A 14,233-nucleotide genomic window follows, 5' to 3' on the forward strand; every position below is an offset into this window, starting at 1 on the left:
TCGCAATTTCATCAAAAGATTTTCCGCGCTTCGGTCTGACCGCAAACGCACCAACGGATTCGGGACATAGTCATCATGCGTTATCTGGTCACCGGCACGGCAGGCTTCATCGGTTTTTACGTTGCAAAACGGCTGCTGGATGCCGGACACTTCGTCACCGGCTTCGATGGCATGACGAAATATTACGATGTCAGTCTGAAGGAAAAACGTCACGCTATCCTTGCCCGCTCCAACGGCTTCCGGGCCGAGATCGGCATGCTCGAAGATACAGATGCGCTGAAGCGGGCGGCAGAAGCCGCCGAACCGGAAATCATCATCCACCTCGCCGCACAGGCCGGTGTTCGTTACAGCCTTGAAAATCCGCGCGCCTATATCGATTCCAATCTCATCGGCTCGTTCAACATGCTGGAGCTTGCGAGAAGCCTTAAGGTCAAACACCTGATGCTGGCATCGACCTCCTCCATTTACGGCGCCAATGAAAAAATCCCCTTTGCGGAAAGCGACAAGGCCGACGAGCCGATGACGCTTTATGCAGCCACCAAAAAATCCATGGAATTGATGGCGCACAGCTATGCGCATCTGCACAAGCTACCGACCACCGCTTTCCGTTTCTTCACGGTCTACGGCCCGTGGGGACGGCCGGACATGGCGCCGATCAAATTCGTCGACGCCGTCTCCAACGGCCAGCCGATCGATATTTACGGGCAAGGCAATATGAGCCGCGACTTCACCTATATCGACGATCTGGTCGAAGGCATCGTCCGGCTGAGCGCCGTGATCCCATCAGAGGAAAACCGCGTGACACAGGAAGGCGTGACCGACACGCTTTCGCACCATGCACCTTTCCGTGTCGTCAATATCGGCGGCGGCCAGCCGGTGGAGCTGATGCACTTCGTCGAAACGATCGAAAAGGCAGTCGGCAAGCAGGCGATCCGCAACATGCTGCCGATGCAACAGGGCGACGTGCCGCGCACCTTCGCCTCGCCCGATCTCCTGAGGGCATTGACCGGTTATGTACCGCAGACCCCGGTCGAAGAGGGCATCAAGGCCCTCGTCGCCTGGTATCGCGGGATGAACGGAAACCTCACGGAATAGTCAAAGCGTAGCCAGCAGCCTGTTCGACAGGGCACCACCGGATGCCGCCTGCATCGACACCTTGGTTTCCACCGCCTCGATGATCGTATCGCTGAAATCGACATTGGTGAGTTCAAGGATATTCGCCAGCCCGCCCGGCGAGAACACGTTCACCTCCAATATCTTGTCACCGACGATATCGAGGCCGACAAGGAACATGCCATCCTCCACCAGCTTCGGCCGCATCATTTCGGCAAGCTCGACGATCTCATCCGTCACCTTCACCGCTTCAGCCGTGCCGTTCGCATGAATATTGGAACGAAGGTCGCCCTTGGCTGGCACACGGCGAAGCGCGGCATATTGCCCATCGCGCATCAACGGCCTGCCGTTCATCATGAAGAACCGCACATCGCCCTCTTTCGCGGCCGGCAGATAAGCCTGCGCGATCAGATACCCCTCAAGGCTCACCGCCTCGAAAATCTGGTTGAGATTGGTCTCCTTGCTCGACCCGATCTTGAAGACGTTTTTGCCGCCGGAACCCTGCAATGGCTTGACGATGACGCCCTTGGGATGCGTATCGGCAAAGGCGCGGATTTCTTCGACATTGCGGGAAATCAGCGTCGTCGGGCGCACGATTTCCGGAAAGCTCTGGAAATAGAGCTTGTTCTGCGCAAGCGCCAGACCTTCGGGATCATTGAGCACCACGACGCCGCGCTGCTCGGCAAGCCGGCCAAACAGGATGCCCGCATGGACGGCCCATGGCCGCGTCGTCTGGTCGAGCGAAGGGTCGTTTCGCAGCATCAGTGCGTCGATTTCCTCCACATCCATGGTCATGCGCTCCAGCGCCTTGTCCTGGAGTGCCGCATGGAAAGCCTCGGACTTCTTGTATTTTCCCTTGCGGATGACAGTGGCGTGAACCGCCAGCGTGTCATCGGAGCGCAGGGTAAAATCCCCCGGTGTCAGATAGACCACATCATGGCCGCGATTGAGGGCCGCCATGGCCAACAGGCCCGTTGCGAATGTCGGCCCTTCGGTTTCGATGGAATTGACGAAAAATGCGATACGCATGAAGCCCCTCCTATAATGTCGCCAGTTCGGCGATTGATAATCCCGCCCGGATTTTCTCCAGGCGCTCATTGGCCTTGGCGGGCAATAAAAATGCAGGCCTGACCCCAGGTGGCCGTAACAGGCCGCGCAAGGCCAACTCCTGCATGACCGGAAAATGTTTGGCGGCGATCTTGCCCATCCAGAAGGGATCGAGCGCGCCACCCTTGCGCAGATGGTCCAGCACCTCGGCCAGCCCGCGCAGATAAATCGCATCCTTGGAAAGACCGCCGCCGCGATAGATGCGCAGCACCATGTTAAAGGCGCCCGCCTCATCAAACCCATGATCGCGGGTCATGATGCGGAAGGTGTCTACGAAAGTCGCGCCGTCCAGCATGGCGGCGCAGCCAACAACGCGGCCGGCGATCAGCCGCAGGCGCTCCCGCGTCATGCCGCCGGCCAGATGCTCCGCCAGTACCGCCAGCCCCTCCTGCACGCCCTCATAACCGGAAAGGCCGGTGCGGAAGAGCCTGAGGCCCTGGGACGAGCCATTGAAATAGGTGAGAAGATGCACGCCGATTTCATGCGACAACAGCGCCTCGACACGGCGTTCTTCCATGACCGTGTGACGGGAAATCAGCAGCTTTTCGCCCGTCACCATCAGACCGGGCGGCAGGTCGTCGCGGATTTCGACACGGGCCTTGAACTCCGGTTCCTCTGCCAGATAGGTCTCGACCATCTCCCGTGATTTCTTGGCGACCGCGTAACAATCCACCATGGCGATTTCGCTGGTTTCTTGCGCGCGCGGGCAATCCTCGAGCACACGAAGTGCAAGGGTCAGAAGCGCGGGTTCGACGGCGCCATAAAGAGCGCGCGAAAAATCGGTGAAGGTGCGACGGTGCAGGCTTGCAAGCATCGTCAGTTGCAGGTCGATCTCCTGCTGTTTCTCACGGTAGAGATGATAGAGAACCGGGTCTTCCAGATGATCGAAAACAACGGAATAGAGCTTGCGTTTCTGCTCTTCGACATCGACGCCCAGCGGCCGGTAAAGCAGGCGCGGCGCAAACTGGAAGCTGCCATCACGGAACTCCTCGAAGGCCCGGCGGGCATTGATCGGTGTGACGGATAGAAGAAAATCGAAGGATGACACGATCTCATCAACCGAGCGGTCAGCGCGCCGGACGGCGTCGACAAAGGCCTTGCGGCCGAGCGCCCGATGGCTGGTGACCGTCAGCGCATCCGTACCGGATGAAAATGACGAGAATGCCTGTAAACCCGCGTCGAAAAGATCGGCGATCATCGTCTCACGCAGGCCGGGATAATCCGCACCGGATTCCGGCTGGCGGTAGATCGGCGCAAAACGCACGCTGATGCACGGAAAATCCAGTCCGGCATTCTGAAACCGCAGGACCGGATCGGCTTCCGGCTCCGGCCGGGTGATACGCGGTGTGCGAAAACGCACTTCGGCATCACACACCGCCTTGATAAAGACCCGGCGGGCCTTCTGCGTTTCCGGTTCCGAAGTCGCAGAGACGGAAACCTCGTAATGCGGCAGGAAGGGGGAATCGTCAGCCAGCAGGATATCGTGTTCGAGTTCACCGATATCGAGCACGATGAAAGCGCCGAAGCGCCGCCGCATCGCAACTCCTACGGCCTCGATCAGGGGTGCCGCCTCCTGAATGTTCGAAGCGATGAGATAGGAGGCATGGGCGGCGGCGATATCGCGCGCGGCGAGATTTTTCGTACCCCCGGTCAGGTGCAGGCAGAGGAACGGCAACGGCCGATCGATATGCAGCCTGCCATCCTTTCCCACATCACGGCGGATCGCCTTGCCATCCTCAAGACAGGAGACGACGTCATCCACGAGATCGGCGACGAGGGAAGGTTCGCGGCGGGCGGGGGAACCGGCCATCACCGCGACCTCAGACAATCTTCGAGAACCGGCTGAAGGGCGGCGATCGTCTCTCTGATATCCGACACCACACGCCTGTCCGGTTCTCCCGTCCATTCATCCATGAAGAATTTCTTGAATTCGATCGCAATGGCGCAGCCATTTTGGGCAAAGCGTTCGTGGATGAAGCGGGTCTGTTCCCCCTTGCCCTGAAACGCCACGTTCTCGCGCACGTCGAGCCGCCGACCGCCGATGGTCGCGGATGCGAAATGCTCCCCGACCACACTGACGACATCGCTCCAGCGGCTGCGGTCCATGGAGAAGGTGCCGATATTGATATCGGGTGCTTCCGCCTGCGCCGTCGGCGGCTCGCCGGCGCCCTGGCGGCGATGATTGTAGCTGTGCACATCCAGCACCACGAAAGCCCCATGCCGCCGCTCGACGGCCAAGAGAACGCTCTCAAGCATCGCGTAATAATCCGCGTGGAAATCAAGTGACTGGCGAACAGCGTCTTGCGATGGCTCCTCGCTCCAGACCTCAAGCCCCCAGGATTGCTCCGGCTTCAGATAGATCGCCTGATCGGCCGCACGATTGAGATCGATTTCAAAACGCGAATGGTGAACGACGAGGCGGTTTGTCAGGCCCGCAATCATCTCGCCGGTGAAGGGGTCTTCCTCACGCAGCCTTTGTTCCGGAGAAAGCGCCATCAGATCGGCTATATCCGAACGGATGAAATGACCATCATGAATGGCCGTGCCGATGACTGGCGACCGGCCGAAGTCGATCGTCCAGAAACTTTTGTTTTCAGTATCGCCGCGATATTTGTCGTTTTGTCTGGCTGCCATGCTGCCTCCCTGCATGGGGTGTAAAACAATGGAAGACGCCGGTTTGTTCCGGTTAAAATTGCGCACTATTCATTTGCGCGTGGCGATAAAGCCGTTCGGAAAACTGGGGAACCATACCGGAAAGCCCACGTTGTTTTGGCAGGAGGGCCGCCGTGTCAAACGGACACGATGGTGCCGAAGAACACCGGGATTTTTCCGTTTTCTCCCGGTGGCCAACGAAATGGCAGCCGAGCTTCTCACCCATCCGGCGTCCCTCCGTCCACCCTTAAGGAGCCGCGACATGGAAAAGACCGAAACGCGCAAACTTGCGGAAGAATATCTTCGGCTTGGCGGCACACGTCAGGTGATGATCGACGATAACAAGACATTCGTGCGCCAGTGGGAGAACGAACCCGCCGACGCCGAACAGTTTTGGCAGGCGCACATCGAAAAACTTGATGCCGAGCGCCGCAAGGACGTGGAATTTTTCCTGCCATCCATCAATTCCGACGAAGAAGACTGAATTTAGAAGGAGACAGACATGACTGCCATTAATGCTGCAAAAATCCTCATTCTCGCAACCGACGGCTATGAGCGCTCTGAGTTGCGCGTGCCCTATGACCAGTTGAAGGCCAAGGGTGCCGACGTGAAGATCGCCTCCATCAAGGAGGGGGAAATCAAGAGCTGGGATGAAAAGAACTGGGGCGACAGCATCGCCGTCGACCTTTCCGCCAAGGCAGTGAAAGTGGATGATTTTGACGCGCTGGTTCTTCCCGGCGGCCAGATCAACCCCGATATTCTCCGCCACGACGAGGATGCGATGCGGGTCGTCCGGGATTTCGTCAAGTCCGGCAAGGTCGTTGCCGCAATCTGCCACGCGCCGTGGCTTCTCATTGAAGCTGATGCGCTCCGTGGCCGCGACGCCACCTCTTATTGGTCGATCAAAACAGACCTCAAGAATGCCGGCGCCAACTGGAAGGATGAAAAAGTGGTGACCGACAAGGGGATCATCACCTCCCGCAGTCCTGACGATCTCGACGCATTCGTCGCTAAGATCGTGGAGGAGGTCGAAGAAGGCCGCCACGAACGTCGCGCCGCTTAAGATAACAATACCTTATGGTGCCGCCGGCTTCCGGCGGCACTTTTTTGGGAGAGCGATATGAAAAGCAGATTACTGGCGGGCGGCGCGGAGCGCACCTTCATCCTCATCATAGACCCAGATGAGGAGGCCTTCGACGCTATCACCCGATTTGTCAGGGCAGAAAACGTCAACGCTGCTTCTGTGACCGCCATCGGCGCCTTTGCGACCGCGACGCTCGCATTTTTCGATCTTAGGACGCAGGACTATCAGAAAATACCGGTGGCCGAGCAGAGTGAGGTCCTGAGCCTGCTGGGTGATATCACGCTGGACGAGAACGGCGTGCCCAATCCGCATCTGCATGTGGTTCTCGGTTTTGCCGATGGGTCCACCAGAGGCGGACATTTTCTGAAGGGCGTGGTGCGCCCTACGCTGGAAGTGGTCATTCGCGAAACACCCGCAGAACTCCGGCGCAGCTATAACAGGGAATTCGGCATTGCCCTGATCGACCCTGCAAAATAAACCGGACGGAACCGGAAAAACGCCATCGCGTTATCTCCTCGCATGAGGGGTCGGGATGGCGGCAGCAGTCAATCGAAAACACGCAGATGATGACGAGGTCAGACAGTTTCTGACCGGCCTTGCGCGCGGCACCGCGGGCGCATTGTTGTTTGCGCTGCCCATGCTGATGACCATGGAAATGTGGTTCCTTGGATTATACGTCAATCCATGGCGGCTTCTGTTGCTTTGCATCCTCAATCTGCCGCTGCTCTTTCTGCTCGCACGCCGCATCGGTTTCGAAAAGACGGATTCCTGGCGCCAAGCGTGGCGCGACACACTAACCGCCTATGGGCTTGGCATCGTAGTGAGTGCAGCCGTACTCTTGTTGTTCGGCATTCTGAACGACCAGCTGACCGCCTCCAATATCGTCGCCAAGATCGCGTTGCAGGCGGTGCCGGCCAGCATCGGTGCCCTGCTCGGCCGCAGCCAATTGGGCCAGCACTCCGACGAGCAGGACGACGAGCAGGGCGAATATTCAGGCGAAACCGGTTATCTGCACGAGCTGTTCATGATGATGGTCGGCGCGCTCTTCCTCAGCCTCAATGTCGCTCCGACGGAAGAAATGATCCTGATCGCCTATAAGGTGACGCCCTATCACATCCTGGCATTATGCCTGCTGTCGATTGCCGTCATGCATGGCTTTGTTTACGCGCTTCACTTCAGGGGCTCGCATCGCCTGCACGAAGGCCAGCAATGGTGGCAAGCCTTCATTCGCTTCACCCTACCCGGCTATGTCGTTGCCATCGCCATCAGCATCTACACGCTCTGGACCTTTGAGCGCCTCGACCACACCTCGCTGTCCCAGATCATGAATGCCGCCGTTATTCTCGGCGTTCCAGCCTCTATCGGCGCGGCATCCGCCCGGCTGATCCTGTGAGGATAAGATGACAATATCGAAAGATGGAAAACAGATGGAAAGCGCCGACCCTCATTGGATCGAATGGGTGACGGGAACCATCTCCACCTTGCTCGTCGCCGCCATGCTCGGCTGGATCGCCTATGACATCTACCGCTATTCACCTGAAGAGGCCCGCTTCGAGATCGCCGTCACCGGCGTGGAGGGGCAGACCGGGCAATATCGAGTGAAATTCGCCATTCATAATCTTTCCATGACCACAGCGGCGCAGGTGCATGTGCGTGGCGATCTGGAGAAGAACGGCGCCTCATCCGAAAACGCCGACGTCACCTTTGATTATGTCGCCTCGGAATCAAAGGACTACGGCACGCTTTTCTTCCGCGGCGATCCCCGCAGCGGAACACTCACCCTCACTGTCGCCGGCTATACCGAGCCTTGACCCATCCAGGATACACCCATGCCGACATCGGAACTGACGAAAGAACGCGATCTCAGGGAATCAAAGTCGATCTGGGCCGATAGCCCGCGCATCGGCCTGCGCAGCACGCACACACCGGCGGCCAACCATTACGACACGATCGTCGTCGGCGCCGGCATCAGCGGTGCGCTGGTATCCCATGCGCTGCACAGGCCCGGACAGACAACGCTCATCATCGACAGGCGCGAACCTGTCATGGGCAGCAGCGTGGCCAGCACGGCGATGATACAGCACGAGATCGACACGCCACTGACGGAACTCAGAAAGATGATCGGCAAGGACGCCGCCGACAGGGCATGGCAGCGTTCCGCCCGCGCCGTCCTGCGTCTGGAGGAAATCGTTGCTTCGCTCGGAATTTCCTGCAGCATGAAACGCAAACAGGCGCTTTATCTTGCCGGAGACGAAATGGGATCGCGCGCACTGAAAGCCGAAGCGGCCGCGCGCGAAGAGGCCGGCATCGAAGCCCGCTTCCTCTCCACCGGGGAATTGCGGGAACAATATGGGCTGGATCGGACCGCCATCCTCAGCGACATCTCGGCCTCCGCCAATCCCGCGCAGCTGACGGCCGGCCTGTTGCGCCATACGGCAGCGGCAGGCGCCGAAATCGTCTCGAAGCTTGAGATTACCGATCTCAGAAATCTCGGCGACGAGGTGGTCCTCGCCACCGCCGACGGCAAAATCCTTTCCGCCCGCAGCGTCGTCTTCTGCACCGGTTATGAATTCCTGAAAATGCTGGAAAGCCCGAAACATCAGATCATTTCCACCTGGGCGCTGGCGAGCAAAAAGGGGCTCGATCTGCCCGACTGGCTGGAGAGCCATATCGTCTGGGAGGCGTCCGATCCCTATCTCTACCTGCGCACCGACCGCGACGGGCGAGTGATCGCGGGAGGCGAGGATGAGGAAAACCCCACCGCCTATCAGTCGGAGCGCAAACTGGCCGCCAAGGCGGAGGCGATCCGCCGCAAGGTCGAAAAGCTTCTCGGCATCGACATGGGTGAGCCGGATTATCGCTGGGCGGCAGCCTTTGGCACCACTACGACCGGCCTGCCACTGATCGGCGCCGTGCCGGGCATGAAAAACGTCTATGCCGTGATGGGTTTCGGCGGCAACGGCATCACCTTCAGCCAGATCGCTGCCGAAATCGTCGCAGCCGCCGTCAATGGCGGCAAGGACCCCGACGCCGATCTCTTCCGCTTCGGCTGATACCCGTTAATCCTCCTTGATGCCGGCGGTTACGGCTCCCACCATCAGGATGGGATCGAGCCCTGCCGCACCGGGTTCGCAGGAAGATGTCGGTTCCGCGCGACAATATAAAGGTTGCACGCAACGGAGCCGGAACCATCACAGCGGCGAAAGGTTTGCCTCCCGTGCGCATGGACGCACGTCATACATTTTCACTTCATGGGAGAAGAAACGATGGCCGAGAAGAAACTCGACGACCTGTTTTACGACACGCTGAAGGATATCTATTACGCCGAAAGGCAGATCCTGAAAGCCCTGCCAAAAATGGCGCGGGCAGCGACTGATCCGAAGCTGAAACAGGCTTTTGAAAAGCACAAGGAAGAAACCCAGGGCCACATCGAACGCCTGCAGGAAGTGTTCGAGATCATCGGCAAGCGGGCACAGGGCAAGACCTGCGAGGCCATTCAGGGCATCATCGCCGAAGGTGAAGAGATCATCGAGGATTTCAAGGGCACGCCCGCCCTCGATGCTGGTCTGGTGTCCTCGGCACAGGCGGTCGAGCATTATGAGATCGCCCGCTACGGCACGCTGAAAGCCTGGGCGGAAAAGCTGGGCCACACGAAGGCGGTCTCGCTGCTGGATGCCACGCTCAAGGAAGAATCCAAGACCGACGATGCGCTGACGGCACTCGCCAAGACCTCCGTTAACGCTGCCGCTGAGAAAAAGGCGGCGTAAGGTGCACAGCCAAAACAAAAACCGGAATGGTCACCCATTCCGGTTTTTTTGTGCCTGAAAGTCCGTAGACCCTACGGCAGCGTATAAGCGACGACGTAATCACCGGGCTTGGTTCCAACCGAACCGTGACCACCCGCCACCATCACCACATATTGCTTTCCGTTTTCGAGCGAATAGGTCATGGGCGTTGCCTGACCGCCGGCCGGCAGACGCGCTTCCCAGAGCTCTTTGCCCGTGGTGAGATCATAGGCGCGCAGATAGTTGTCGACGGCCGCACCGAGGAAGGCGACGCCGCCCTTGGTGATCATCGGTCCGCCAATGCCCGGCACCCCCACCTTGAAGGGTAGCGGCAGCGGCGTCATGTCATAGACCGTGCCGTTCTTGTGCTTGTAGGCGATATCGCCGGTCCGCAGATCGGCACCAGCGACATACCCCCATGGCGGCGCCTGGCAGGGAATTTTCAGCGGCCCAAGGAAGGGTCCCATGAAGACGCCATAGGGAGCACCGTCATTGCGGTTGAGGCCCTGTTCGCTGCCCTTTTCATCCTGTCCCTTCGGCGGAATGTCGGCGCGCGGCACGAGCTGCGAGGTGAAGGCGAGATAGGTCGGCATGCCGAACATCACCTGCCGCTCGGGATCCACCGCCACGCTACCCCAGTTGAACGTGCCGAAATTGCCGGGATAGATGATCGAGCCGTTGAGCGAAGGCGGTGTATAGCGGCCCTTGTAATTCAGCTGATGGAAGCGGATGCGGCAGGCGAGCTGGTCGAACATGGAGACGCCCCACATGTTCTTTTCCTGCAGCGGCTCCGGCTTAAACGACAGCGCCGAGGTTGGCTGCGTCGGGGATGTGAAGTCTTCAGGGATGGCTCCGGTCGGCGCCGGTTCCTCGGTAATCGGCAGAAGCGGCTCACCGGTGCGCCTGTCGAGCACATAGATATCGCCCTGCTTGGTGGGGCCGACGAGGGCCGGAACCGTCTGGCCATCCTTGGTGATGTCGAGCAGCACCGGCTGCGCTGGCACATCCATGTCCCAGAGATCGTGATGGACCGTCTGGCGCACCCAGCGGTCCTTGCCCGTATTGATATCGAGCGCGACAATCGAGGAGGAATATTTCTCCACATTCTCACTGCGGCCCATGCCAAGCTGATCCGGCACCTGGTTTCCGAGCGGTACGTAGACGAGGCCGAGACCTTCGTCATAACTCAGCACCGACCAGCTGTTGGGCGAGTTGGTCGTGTAGGTCTCACCCGCCGCGATCGGCTCGGTCTTCTGTGGATTGCCGGAATCCCAGTTCCAGATGAGAGCACCGCTGTTCACATCGAAAGCGCAGATGACGCCGGACTGCTCCTGCGTCGAATAATTGTCGTTCACCGCGCCGCCGATGATGATCTTGCCCGCCGCGATGACCGGCGGCGAGGTCGAGTAATAATAACCGGCGGGATTGTATTTCATGCCCTGTTCAAGATGCAGCACACCCTGATCCGCAAAAGAGGTGCAGACCTGGCCTGTGGCTGCATCGAGCGCGATCAGGCGAGCATCCGAGGTCGGCAGGTAGACGCGCTGGGCGCAGGCAGTGCCGGCAGCAGCGTTCGGTTCGGCATAATAGGAAACGCCACGGCACGTCTGGTGCTGGCGATCAGGATTGAGACCGACATTGGGGTCGTATTTCCATTTTTCCTTGCCGGTGGCGGCATCGATGGCGATCGCCCAATTATGCGGCGTGCAGATGTAAAGCGTTTCGCCGATCTTCAGCGGCGTGACCTGATAGGTGGTCTCGCCGACATCATCAGGCAGCTTCACATCACCTGTCTGATAACGCCAGGCTTCCTTGAGCTGCGAGACATTGTCGATATTCACCTGCGTCAGCGGTGAATAACGCTGACCATAGGGTGTGCGGCCATAATGATGCCAGTCACCGTCAGGCACTTCGCCGCCATAGACGGGTGCCGCAGATGCAATCTCCTGCGGCAGCGAACCCGCCTGATCATGCGGATCCTGCGCCATGGAATAGCCGGCAACGGCGAAGGAGGCGAGAACGGAAAGCACCAGCGGCCAGGCGTTAGGGCCGTAACTCAGACCGGTCGGGCTTGAAAAACCGAGCGGTTTTCTGACCCATGGCACCAGCAGCCAAAGGCCAATGAGAATAATGACGCCGCCGCGCGGTCCAAGCTGCCACCAGTCAAAGCCGACTTCCCATACCGCCCAGGCAAGCGTCGCTCCAATAAAAACGGCATAGACGTGAAGGGCGGCGCGATTGCGATTGAACAGCAGAACGGCGGTGGCAAGGAAAGCCAGTCCGGAAAGCAGATAATAGAAGCTCCCGCCCAACATGACGAGCTGAGAGCCGAAACCGAACAGCGCAAGGCCGATCAGCGTGAGAATGACCGCAGTGACGGTGACTGCCATGAATGAAACCCCCGATTCCTGTCACTTTGTGTGAAATGGAATCGGGCGCAATCTGGTTCCATACAAATTATCATCATGAGGATTTCACGCCGTGGTCATGGATTTCGCGGCGCTCCGGTCGAATCCTGCGGCGCAGGATTGGTCTCGGTCGATGCCGGCGGTACCGCGCGACCGTTGGCCGGATTATTGTCGAAGGTGCCTGATCCGGACGGCTGCTGCGGAACCGGTGCAGTCTCGGTCTGCGGGTTCTGCGGCAGGTTCTCATCCGGTTCGAAAACCGAATATTCGACGACAGCCCACACAACCAGCGCAAGCAACACGCTGACAATCAAGATGACGAGAACGGGACGTCCGCGGGATCCCTGCCGTACGCGCGTTGCCGTCTCGCTTTTCGGCGCATCCCGACTGTCGAGATATTCGGTATTTTCCCTGGCCATGTCTTTCACTCCCTGTGACCCTTTGGGACCTAATCCCCCGGGATAGGGTTTTGTTCCAGACGGCAGAAGACCGACCTTAACCGCACTCGACCGGCAGACGGGATCGGTTTGAACCGTCACAGTCCGCCACCTCCACCGCACTGAAGCTTTGCCCGACGCCGAGCCAGGAGACGGGCTGCCGGGCTTCGTCCTCATCCGTTTCCCACGGACAGTCTGCGGAACTGCCGAAACCCGCCAACGGCAAGGGTGGCGTCGCACTTCGGAAGTCCGAGCCGAAACGGGCAAAGGAAAGGTATTTTCTCGCCGCGGGGCGCCATCCGCGCCAAAGGGTCAACAGGTCCAGAAAAGCAGGCATTCGCAACATCATGATCATCAGGCAATATTTCTATGAAAAATAACCCGCAGATTTTGACATGTTGGACGCGCATTTGCACCCCTGTTGCAACGCAACCGGGACGAATGGTTAAATTGTGCCAGCGAACCGTCATAAAGTGCCAGCTAAAATGCGACCGATCTGTATCAGCGACCCAGTTGCACGATCCAGCGCGTCCACTCCGCACTATCAGGCTTCAGAATATCCGAGGTGACGTCACGGTTTTCCGACGCGAAATGCCGCATCTGGCGCGGGGAGAGGCCGAAGGTCTTTTTAAAGACGCGGCTGAAATTTTCCGGATTGGCGAAACCGTAAGCCGCCGCCACATCGGCAATCGTCATGTGTGATGATTGCGGTGCCCGCAGAAAATCCATGGCGCGTTCGAGACGGCGATGGGTGATGCAGGCCGAAAAGCCGCCAAGCGGCTCGAAGAGTCGATAGACAGTGCGGCGCGACACACCGAATTCGCCCATCACCTTTTCCACCGACAGGTCGGGATCGAGCAGGTGATTGTCGATATAACGCCGGATGGAGGCCTGCAGCGCCCGCTGCACGCCCTGCGCATTGTCTTCCCGGACGTGGTTGTTAATGGCGGCGGTTGCGAGCTCCAGAAGCGGCGAGACCGTGGCCGCGCCGTCATTGGCATTCATGACGTCGAAATGGCGATAGATGCTCGTCATCGTTTCCCGCAGGAGCGATACCAGCGGCAGACCGGCCGGCAGCACACGTTCGTGATGATTGCCGGAGCCGATAAGCCTGCCTTCCAGCAACCGGCGCGGCACCACCAGGCTCAGATGATCATGATCGCTCGTCGCGGTGGCGAGCGGTTGCGCCATGTCGATGATATAGAGGTCTCCCGGGCCGGCCGTTTCACCCGTGCCTCGCCGCGACATGCTCTTGCCGCTGGCATAAAATTGCAGGAGAAAACCGTCCATGCCGTCACGGGCGAGCTTGTTGCGCGACCGGTCGAAATCCTGCGCGGAGGATTGCGTGCGGCCGAGTGCGACATTGCCGATGAACGCGGCATCGACGCTGGCGAAGAAACCATCATCCTGCGAGCTGCGCAGCCTGGCATCGAACAGCACGTTGATCGAATCCCGCCACAACCCCATCGCATCGCGCTTCGGCACCTTGCGCGTATCGAAGCGCGATCGCGCCAGCGGCGCTTCAAAAGACTCTGTGTTCATCATGCCGCTTTTCCGCGAACACGGCGCTGACCTCGCCGTCCACGAAAACTATACAGGATTGAAATCGCCTAACAATGCCGGAAGCCGGCGAGACGGTTCGCAAAG

At 59.1% G+C, this 14,233-nt stretch carries 14 protein-coding genes; 8 read left to right on the forward strand and 6 right to left on the reverse strand.

The annotated features are described in order from the left end of the window. The first annotated feature begins 75 nt into the window (after nucleotides 1-75). Nucleotides 76-1,095, forward strand: a complete 1,020-nt coding sequence (locus NYR50_RS17655; RefSeq protein WP_418137727.1) for an NAD-dependent epimerase — start codon at nucleotides 76-78, stop codon at nucleotides 1,093-1,095. Here the strand turns inward: NYR50_RS17655 and NYR50_RS17660 are convergent, their stop codons facing one another. Genes NYR50_RS17660 through NYR50_RS17670 form a run of 3 tightly spaced genes read right to left on the reverse strand, consistent with a single transcriptional unit; the run spans nucleotide 1,096 to nucleotide 4,854 of the window. Beyond that, nucleotides 1,096-2,142, reverse strand: coding sequence for a glutathione synthase (locus tag NYR50_RS17660; RefSeq protein WP_418137728.1), 1,047 nt, complete (start codon nucleotides 2,140-2,142; stop codon nucleotides 1,096-1,098). A gap of 10 nt (nucleotides 2,143-2,152) precedes the next feature. Next, the gene (locus NYR50_RS17665; RefSeq protein WP_418137729.1) at nucleotides 2,153-4,030 is read right to left on the reverse strand and encodes a flavohemoglobin expression-modulating QEGLA motif protein; all 1,878 of its coding nucleotides are present in this window, start codon (nucleotides 4,028-4,030) and stop codon (nucleotides 2,153-2,155) included. Further along, nucleotides 4,030-4,854 (reverse strand): N-formylglutamate amidohydrolase, encoded by an 825-nt coding sequence (locus NYR50_RS17670; protein ID WP_418137730.1) that lies wholly within the window; start codon nucleotides 4,852-4,854, stop codon nucleotides 4,030-4,032. Before NYR50_RS17670 ends, NYR50_RS17665 begins: the two co-directional genes overlap by 1 nt. Before the next feature lie 280 nt (nucleotides 4,855-5,134). On the opposite strand from NYR50_RS17670, the gene NYR50_RS17675 reads away from it, so the two are divergent. The 7 genes from NYR50_RS17675 to NYR50_RS17705 all read left to right on the forward strand — a co-directional run bounded on the left by NYR50_RS17675 (nucleotide 5,135) and on the right by NYR50_RS17705 (nucleotide 9,723). Further along, entirely contained in the window at nucleotides 5,135-5,356 is a 222-nt protein-coding gene (locus NYR50_RS17675; protein WP_174011171.1) for a hypothetical protein, read from the forward strand. Between the two features lie 18 nt (nucleotides 5,357-5,374). After that, a complete protein-coding gene (locus tag NYR50_RS17680) occupies nucleotides 5,375-5,935 on the forward strand; it encodes a type 1 glutamine amidotransferase domain-containing protein (protein WP_418137731.1) in 561 nt (186 codons plus the stop codon). A 57-nt stretch (nucleotides 5,936-5,992) separates the two neighbouring features. Then, on the forward strand, nucleotides 5,993-6,433 hold the full coding sequence (locus NYR50_RS17685; RefSeq protein ID WP_418137732.1) for a PPC domain-containing DNA-binding protein: 441 nt from the start codon (nucleotides 5,993-5,995) through the stop codon (nucleotides 6,431-6,433). Between the two features lie 55 nt (nucleotides 6,434-6,488). Continuing rightward, entirely contained in the window at nucleotides 6,489-7,349 is an 861-nt protein-coding gene (locus NYR50_RS17690) for a TIGR02587 family membrane protein (RefSeq protein ID WP_418137733.1), read from the forward strand. Between the two features lie 7 nt (nucleotides 7,350-7,356). Beyond that, nucleotides 7,357-7,767: a TIGR02588 family protein gene (locus tag NYR50_RS17695; protein WP_418137734.1), complete on the forward strand. Its 411-nt coding sequence runs from the start codon at nucleotides 7,357-7,359 to the stop codon at nucleotides 7,765-7,767. 18 nt (nucleotides 7,768-7,785) lie between these two features. Further along, nucleotides 7,786-9,009 carry an NAD(P)/FAD-dependent oxidoreductase gene (locus NYR50_RS17700; RefSeq protein ID WP_418137735.1) on the forward strand — a complete coding sequence of 408 codons (1,224 nt, stop codon included), beginning with the start codon at nucleotides 7,786-7,788 and terminating at the stop codon, nucleotides 9,007-9,009. Between the two features lie 213 nt (nucleotides 9,010-9,222). Further along, the gene (locus NYR50_RS17705) at nucleotides 9,223-9,723 is read left to right on the forward strand and encodes a ferritin-like domain-containing protein (RefSeq protein WP_386908579.1); all 501 of its coding nucleotides are present in this window, start codon (nucleotides 9,223-9,225) and stop codon (nucleotides 9,721-9,723) included. A 71-nt stretch (nucleotides 9,724-9,794) separates the two neighbouring features. Here NYR50_RS17705 and NYR50_RS17710 read toward each other — a convergent pair whose 3' ends face one another. The 3 genes from NYR50_RS17710 to NYR50_RS17720 form a co-directional block, all read right to left on the reverse strand. Beyond that, on the reverse strand, nucleotides 9,795-12,131 hold the full coding sequence (locus tag NYR50_RS17710; protein ID WP_418137736.1) for a glucose/quinate/shikimate family membrane-bound PQQ-dependent dehydrogenase: 2,337 nt from the start codon (nucleotides 12,129-12,131) through the stop codon (nucleotides 9,795-9,797). Nucleotides 12,132-12,226: 95 nt separating this feature from the next. Then, nucleotides 12,227-12,568, reverse strand: coding sequence for a hypothetical protein (locus tag NYR50_RS17715; protein ID WP_418137737.1), 342 nt, complete (start codon nucleotides 12,566-12,568; stop codon nucleotides 12,227-12,229). A 519-nt stretch (nucleotides 12,569-13,087) separates the two neighbouring features. Beyond that, nucleotides 13,088-14,131, reverse strand: coding sequence for a helix-turn-helix domain-containing protein (locus NYR50_RS17720; protein ID WP_418137738.1), 1,044 nt, complete (start codon nucleotides 14,129-14,131; stop codon nucleotides 13,088-13,090). Nucleotides 14,132-14,233 lie beyond the last annotated feature (102 nt).

It is taken from the genome of Agrobacterium sp. El2ro-1b, from assembly GCF_048298475.1.
Taxonomy (GTDB): domain Bacteria; phylum Pseudomonadota; class Alphaproteobacteria; order Rhizobiales; family Rhizobiaceae; genus Agrobacterium; species Agrobacterium fabrum.

Coding starts and splice junctions, on each gene's coding strand:
- NYR50_RS17655 (WP_418137727.1), top strand. CDS start 76: ATGCGTTATCTGGTCACCGGCACGGCAGGCTTCATCGGTTTTTACGTT.
- NYR50_RS17660 (WP_418137728.1), bottom strand. CDS start 2,142: ATGCGTATCGCATTTTTCGTCAATTCCATCGAAACCGAAGGGCCGACA.
- NYR50_RS17665 (WP_418137729.1), bottom strand. CDS start 4,030: ATGGCCGGTTCCCCCGCCCGCCGCGAACCTTCCCTCGTCGCCGATCTC.
- NYR50_RS17670 (WP_418137730.1), bottom strand. CDS start 4,854: ATGGCAGCCAGACAAAACGACAAATATCGCGGCGATACTGAAAACAAA.
- NYR50_RS17675 (WP_174011171.1), top strand. CDS start 5,135: ATGGAAAAGACCGAAACGCGCAAACTTGCGGAAGAATATCTTCGGCTT.
- NYR50_RS17680 (WP_418137731.1), top strand. CDS start 5,375: ATGACTGCCATTAATGCTGCAAAAATCCTCATTCTCGCAACCGACGGC.
- NYR50_RS17685 (WP_418137732.1), top strand. CDS start 5,993: ATGAAAAGCAGATTACTGGCGGGCGGCGCGGAGCGCACCTTCATCCTC.
- NYR50_RS17690 (WP_418137733.1), top strand. CDS start 6,489: ATGGCGGCAGCAGTCAATCGAAAACACGCAGATGATGACGAGGTCAGA.
- NYR50_RS17695 (WP_418137734.1), top strand. CDS start 7,357: ATGACAATATCGAAAGATGGAAAACAGATGGAAAGCGCCGACCCTCAT.
- NYR50_RS17700 (WP_418137735.1), top strand. CDS start 7,786: ATGCCGACATCGGAACTGACGAAAGAACGCGATCTCAGGGAATCAAAG.
- NYR50_RS17705 (WP_386908579.1), top strand. CDS start 9,223: ATGGCCGAGAAGAAACTCGACGACCTGTTTTACGACACGCTGAAGGAT.
- NYR50_RS17710 (WP_418137736.1), bottom strand. CDS start 12,131: ATGGCAGTCACCGTCACTGCGGTCATTCTCACGCTGATCGGCCTTGCG.
- NYR50_RS17715 (WP_418137737.1), bottom strand. CDS start 12,568: ATGGCCAGGGAAAATACCGAATATCTCGACAGTCGGGATGCGCCGAAA.
- NYR50_RS17720 (WP_418137738.1), bottom strand. CDS start 14,131: ATGATGAACACAGAGTCTTTTGAAGCGCCGCTGGCGCGATCGCGCTTC.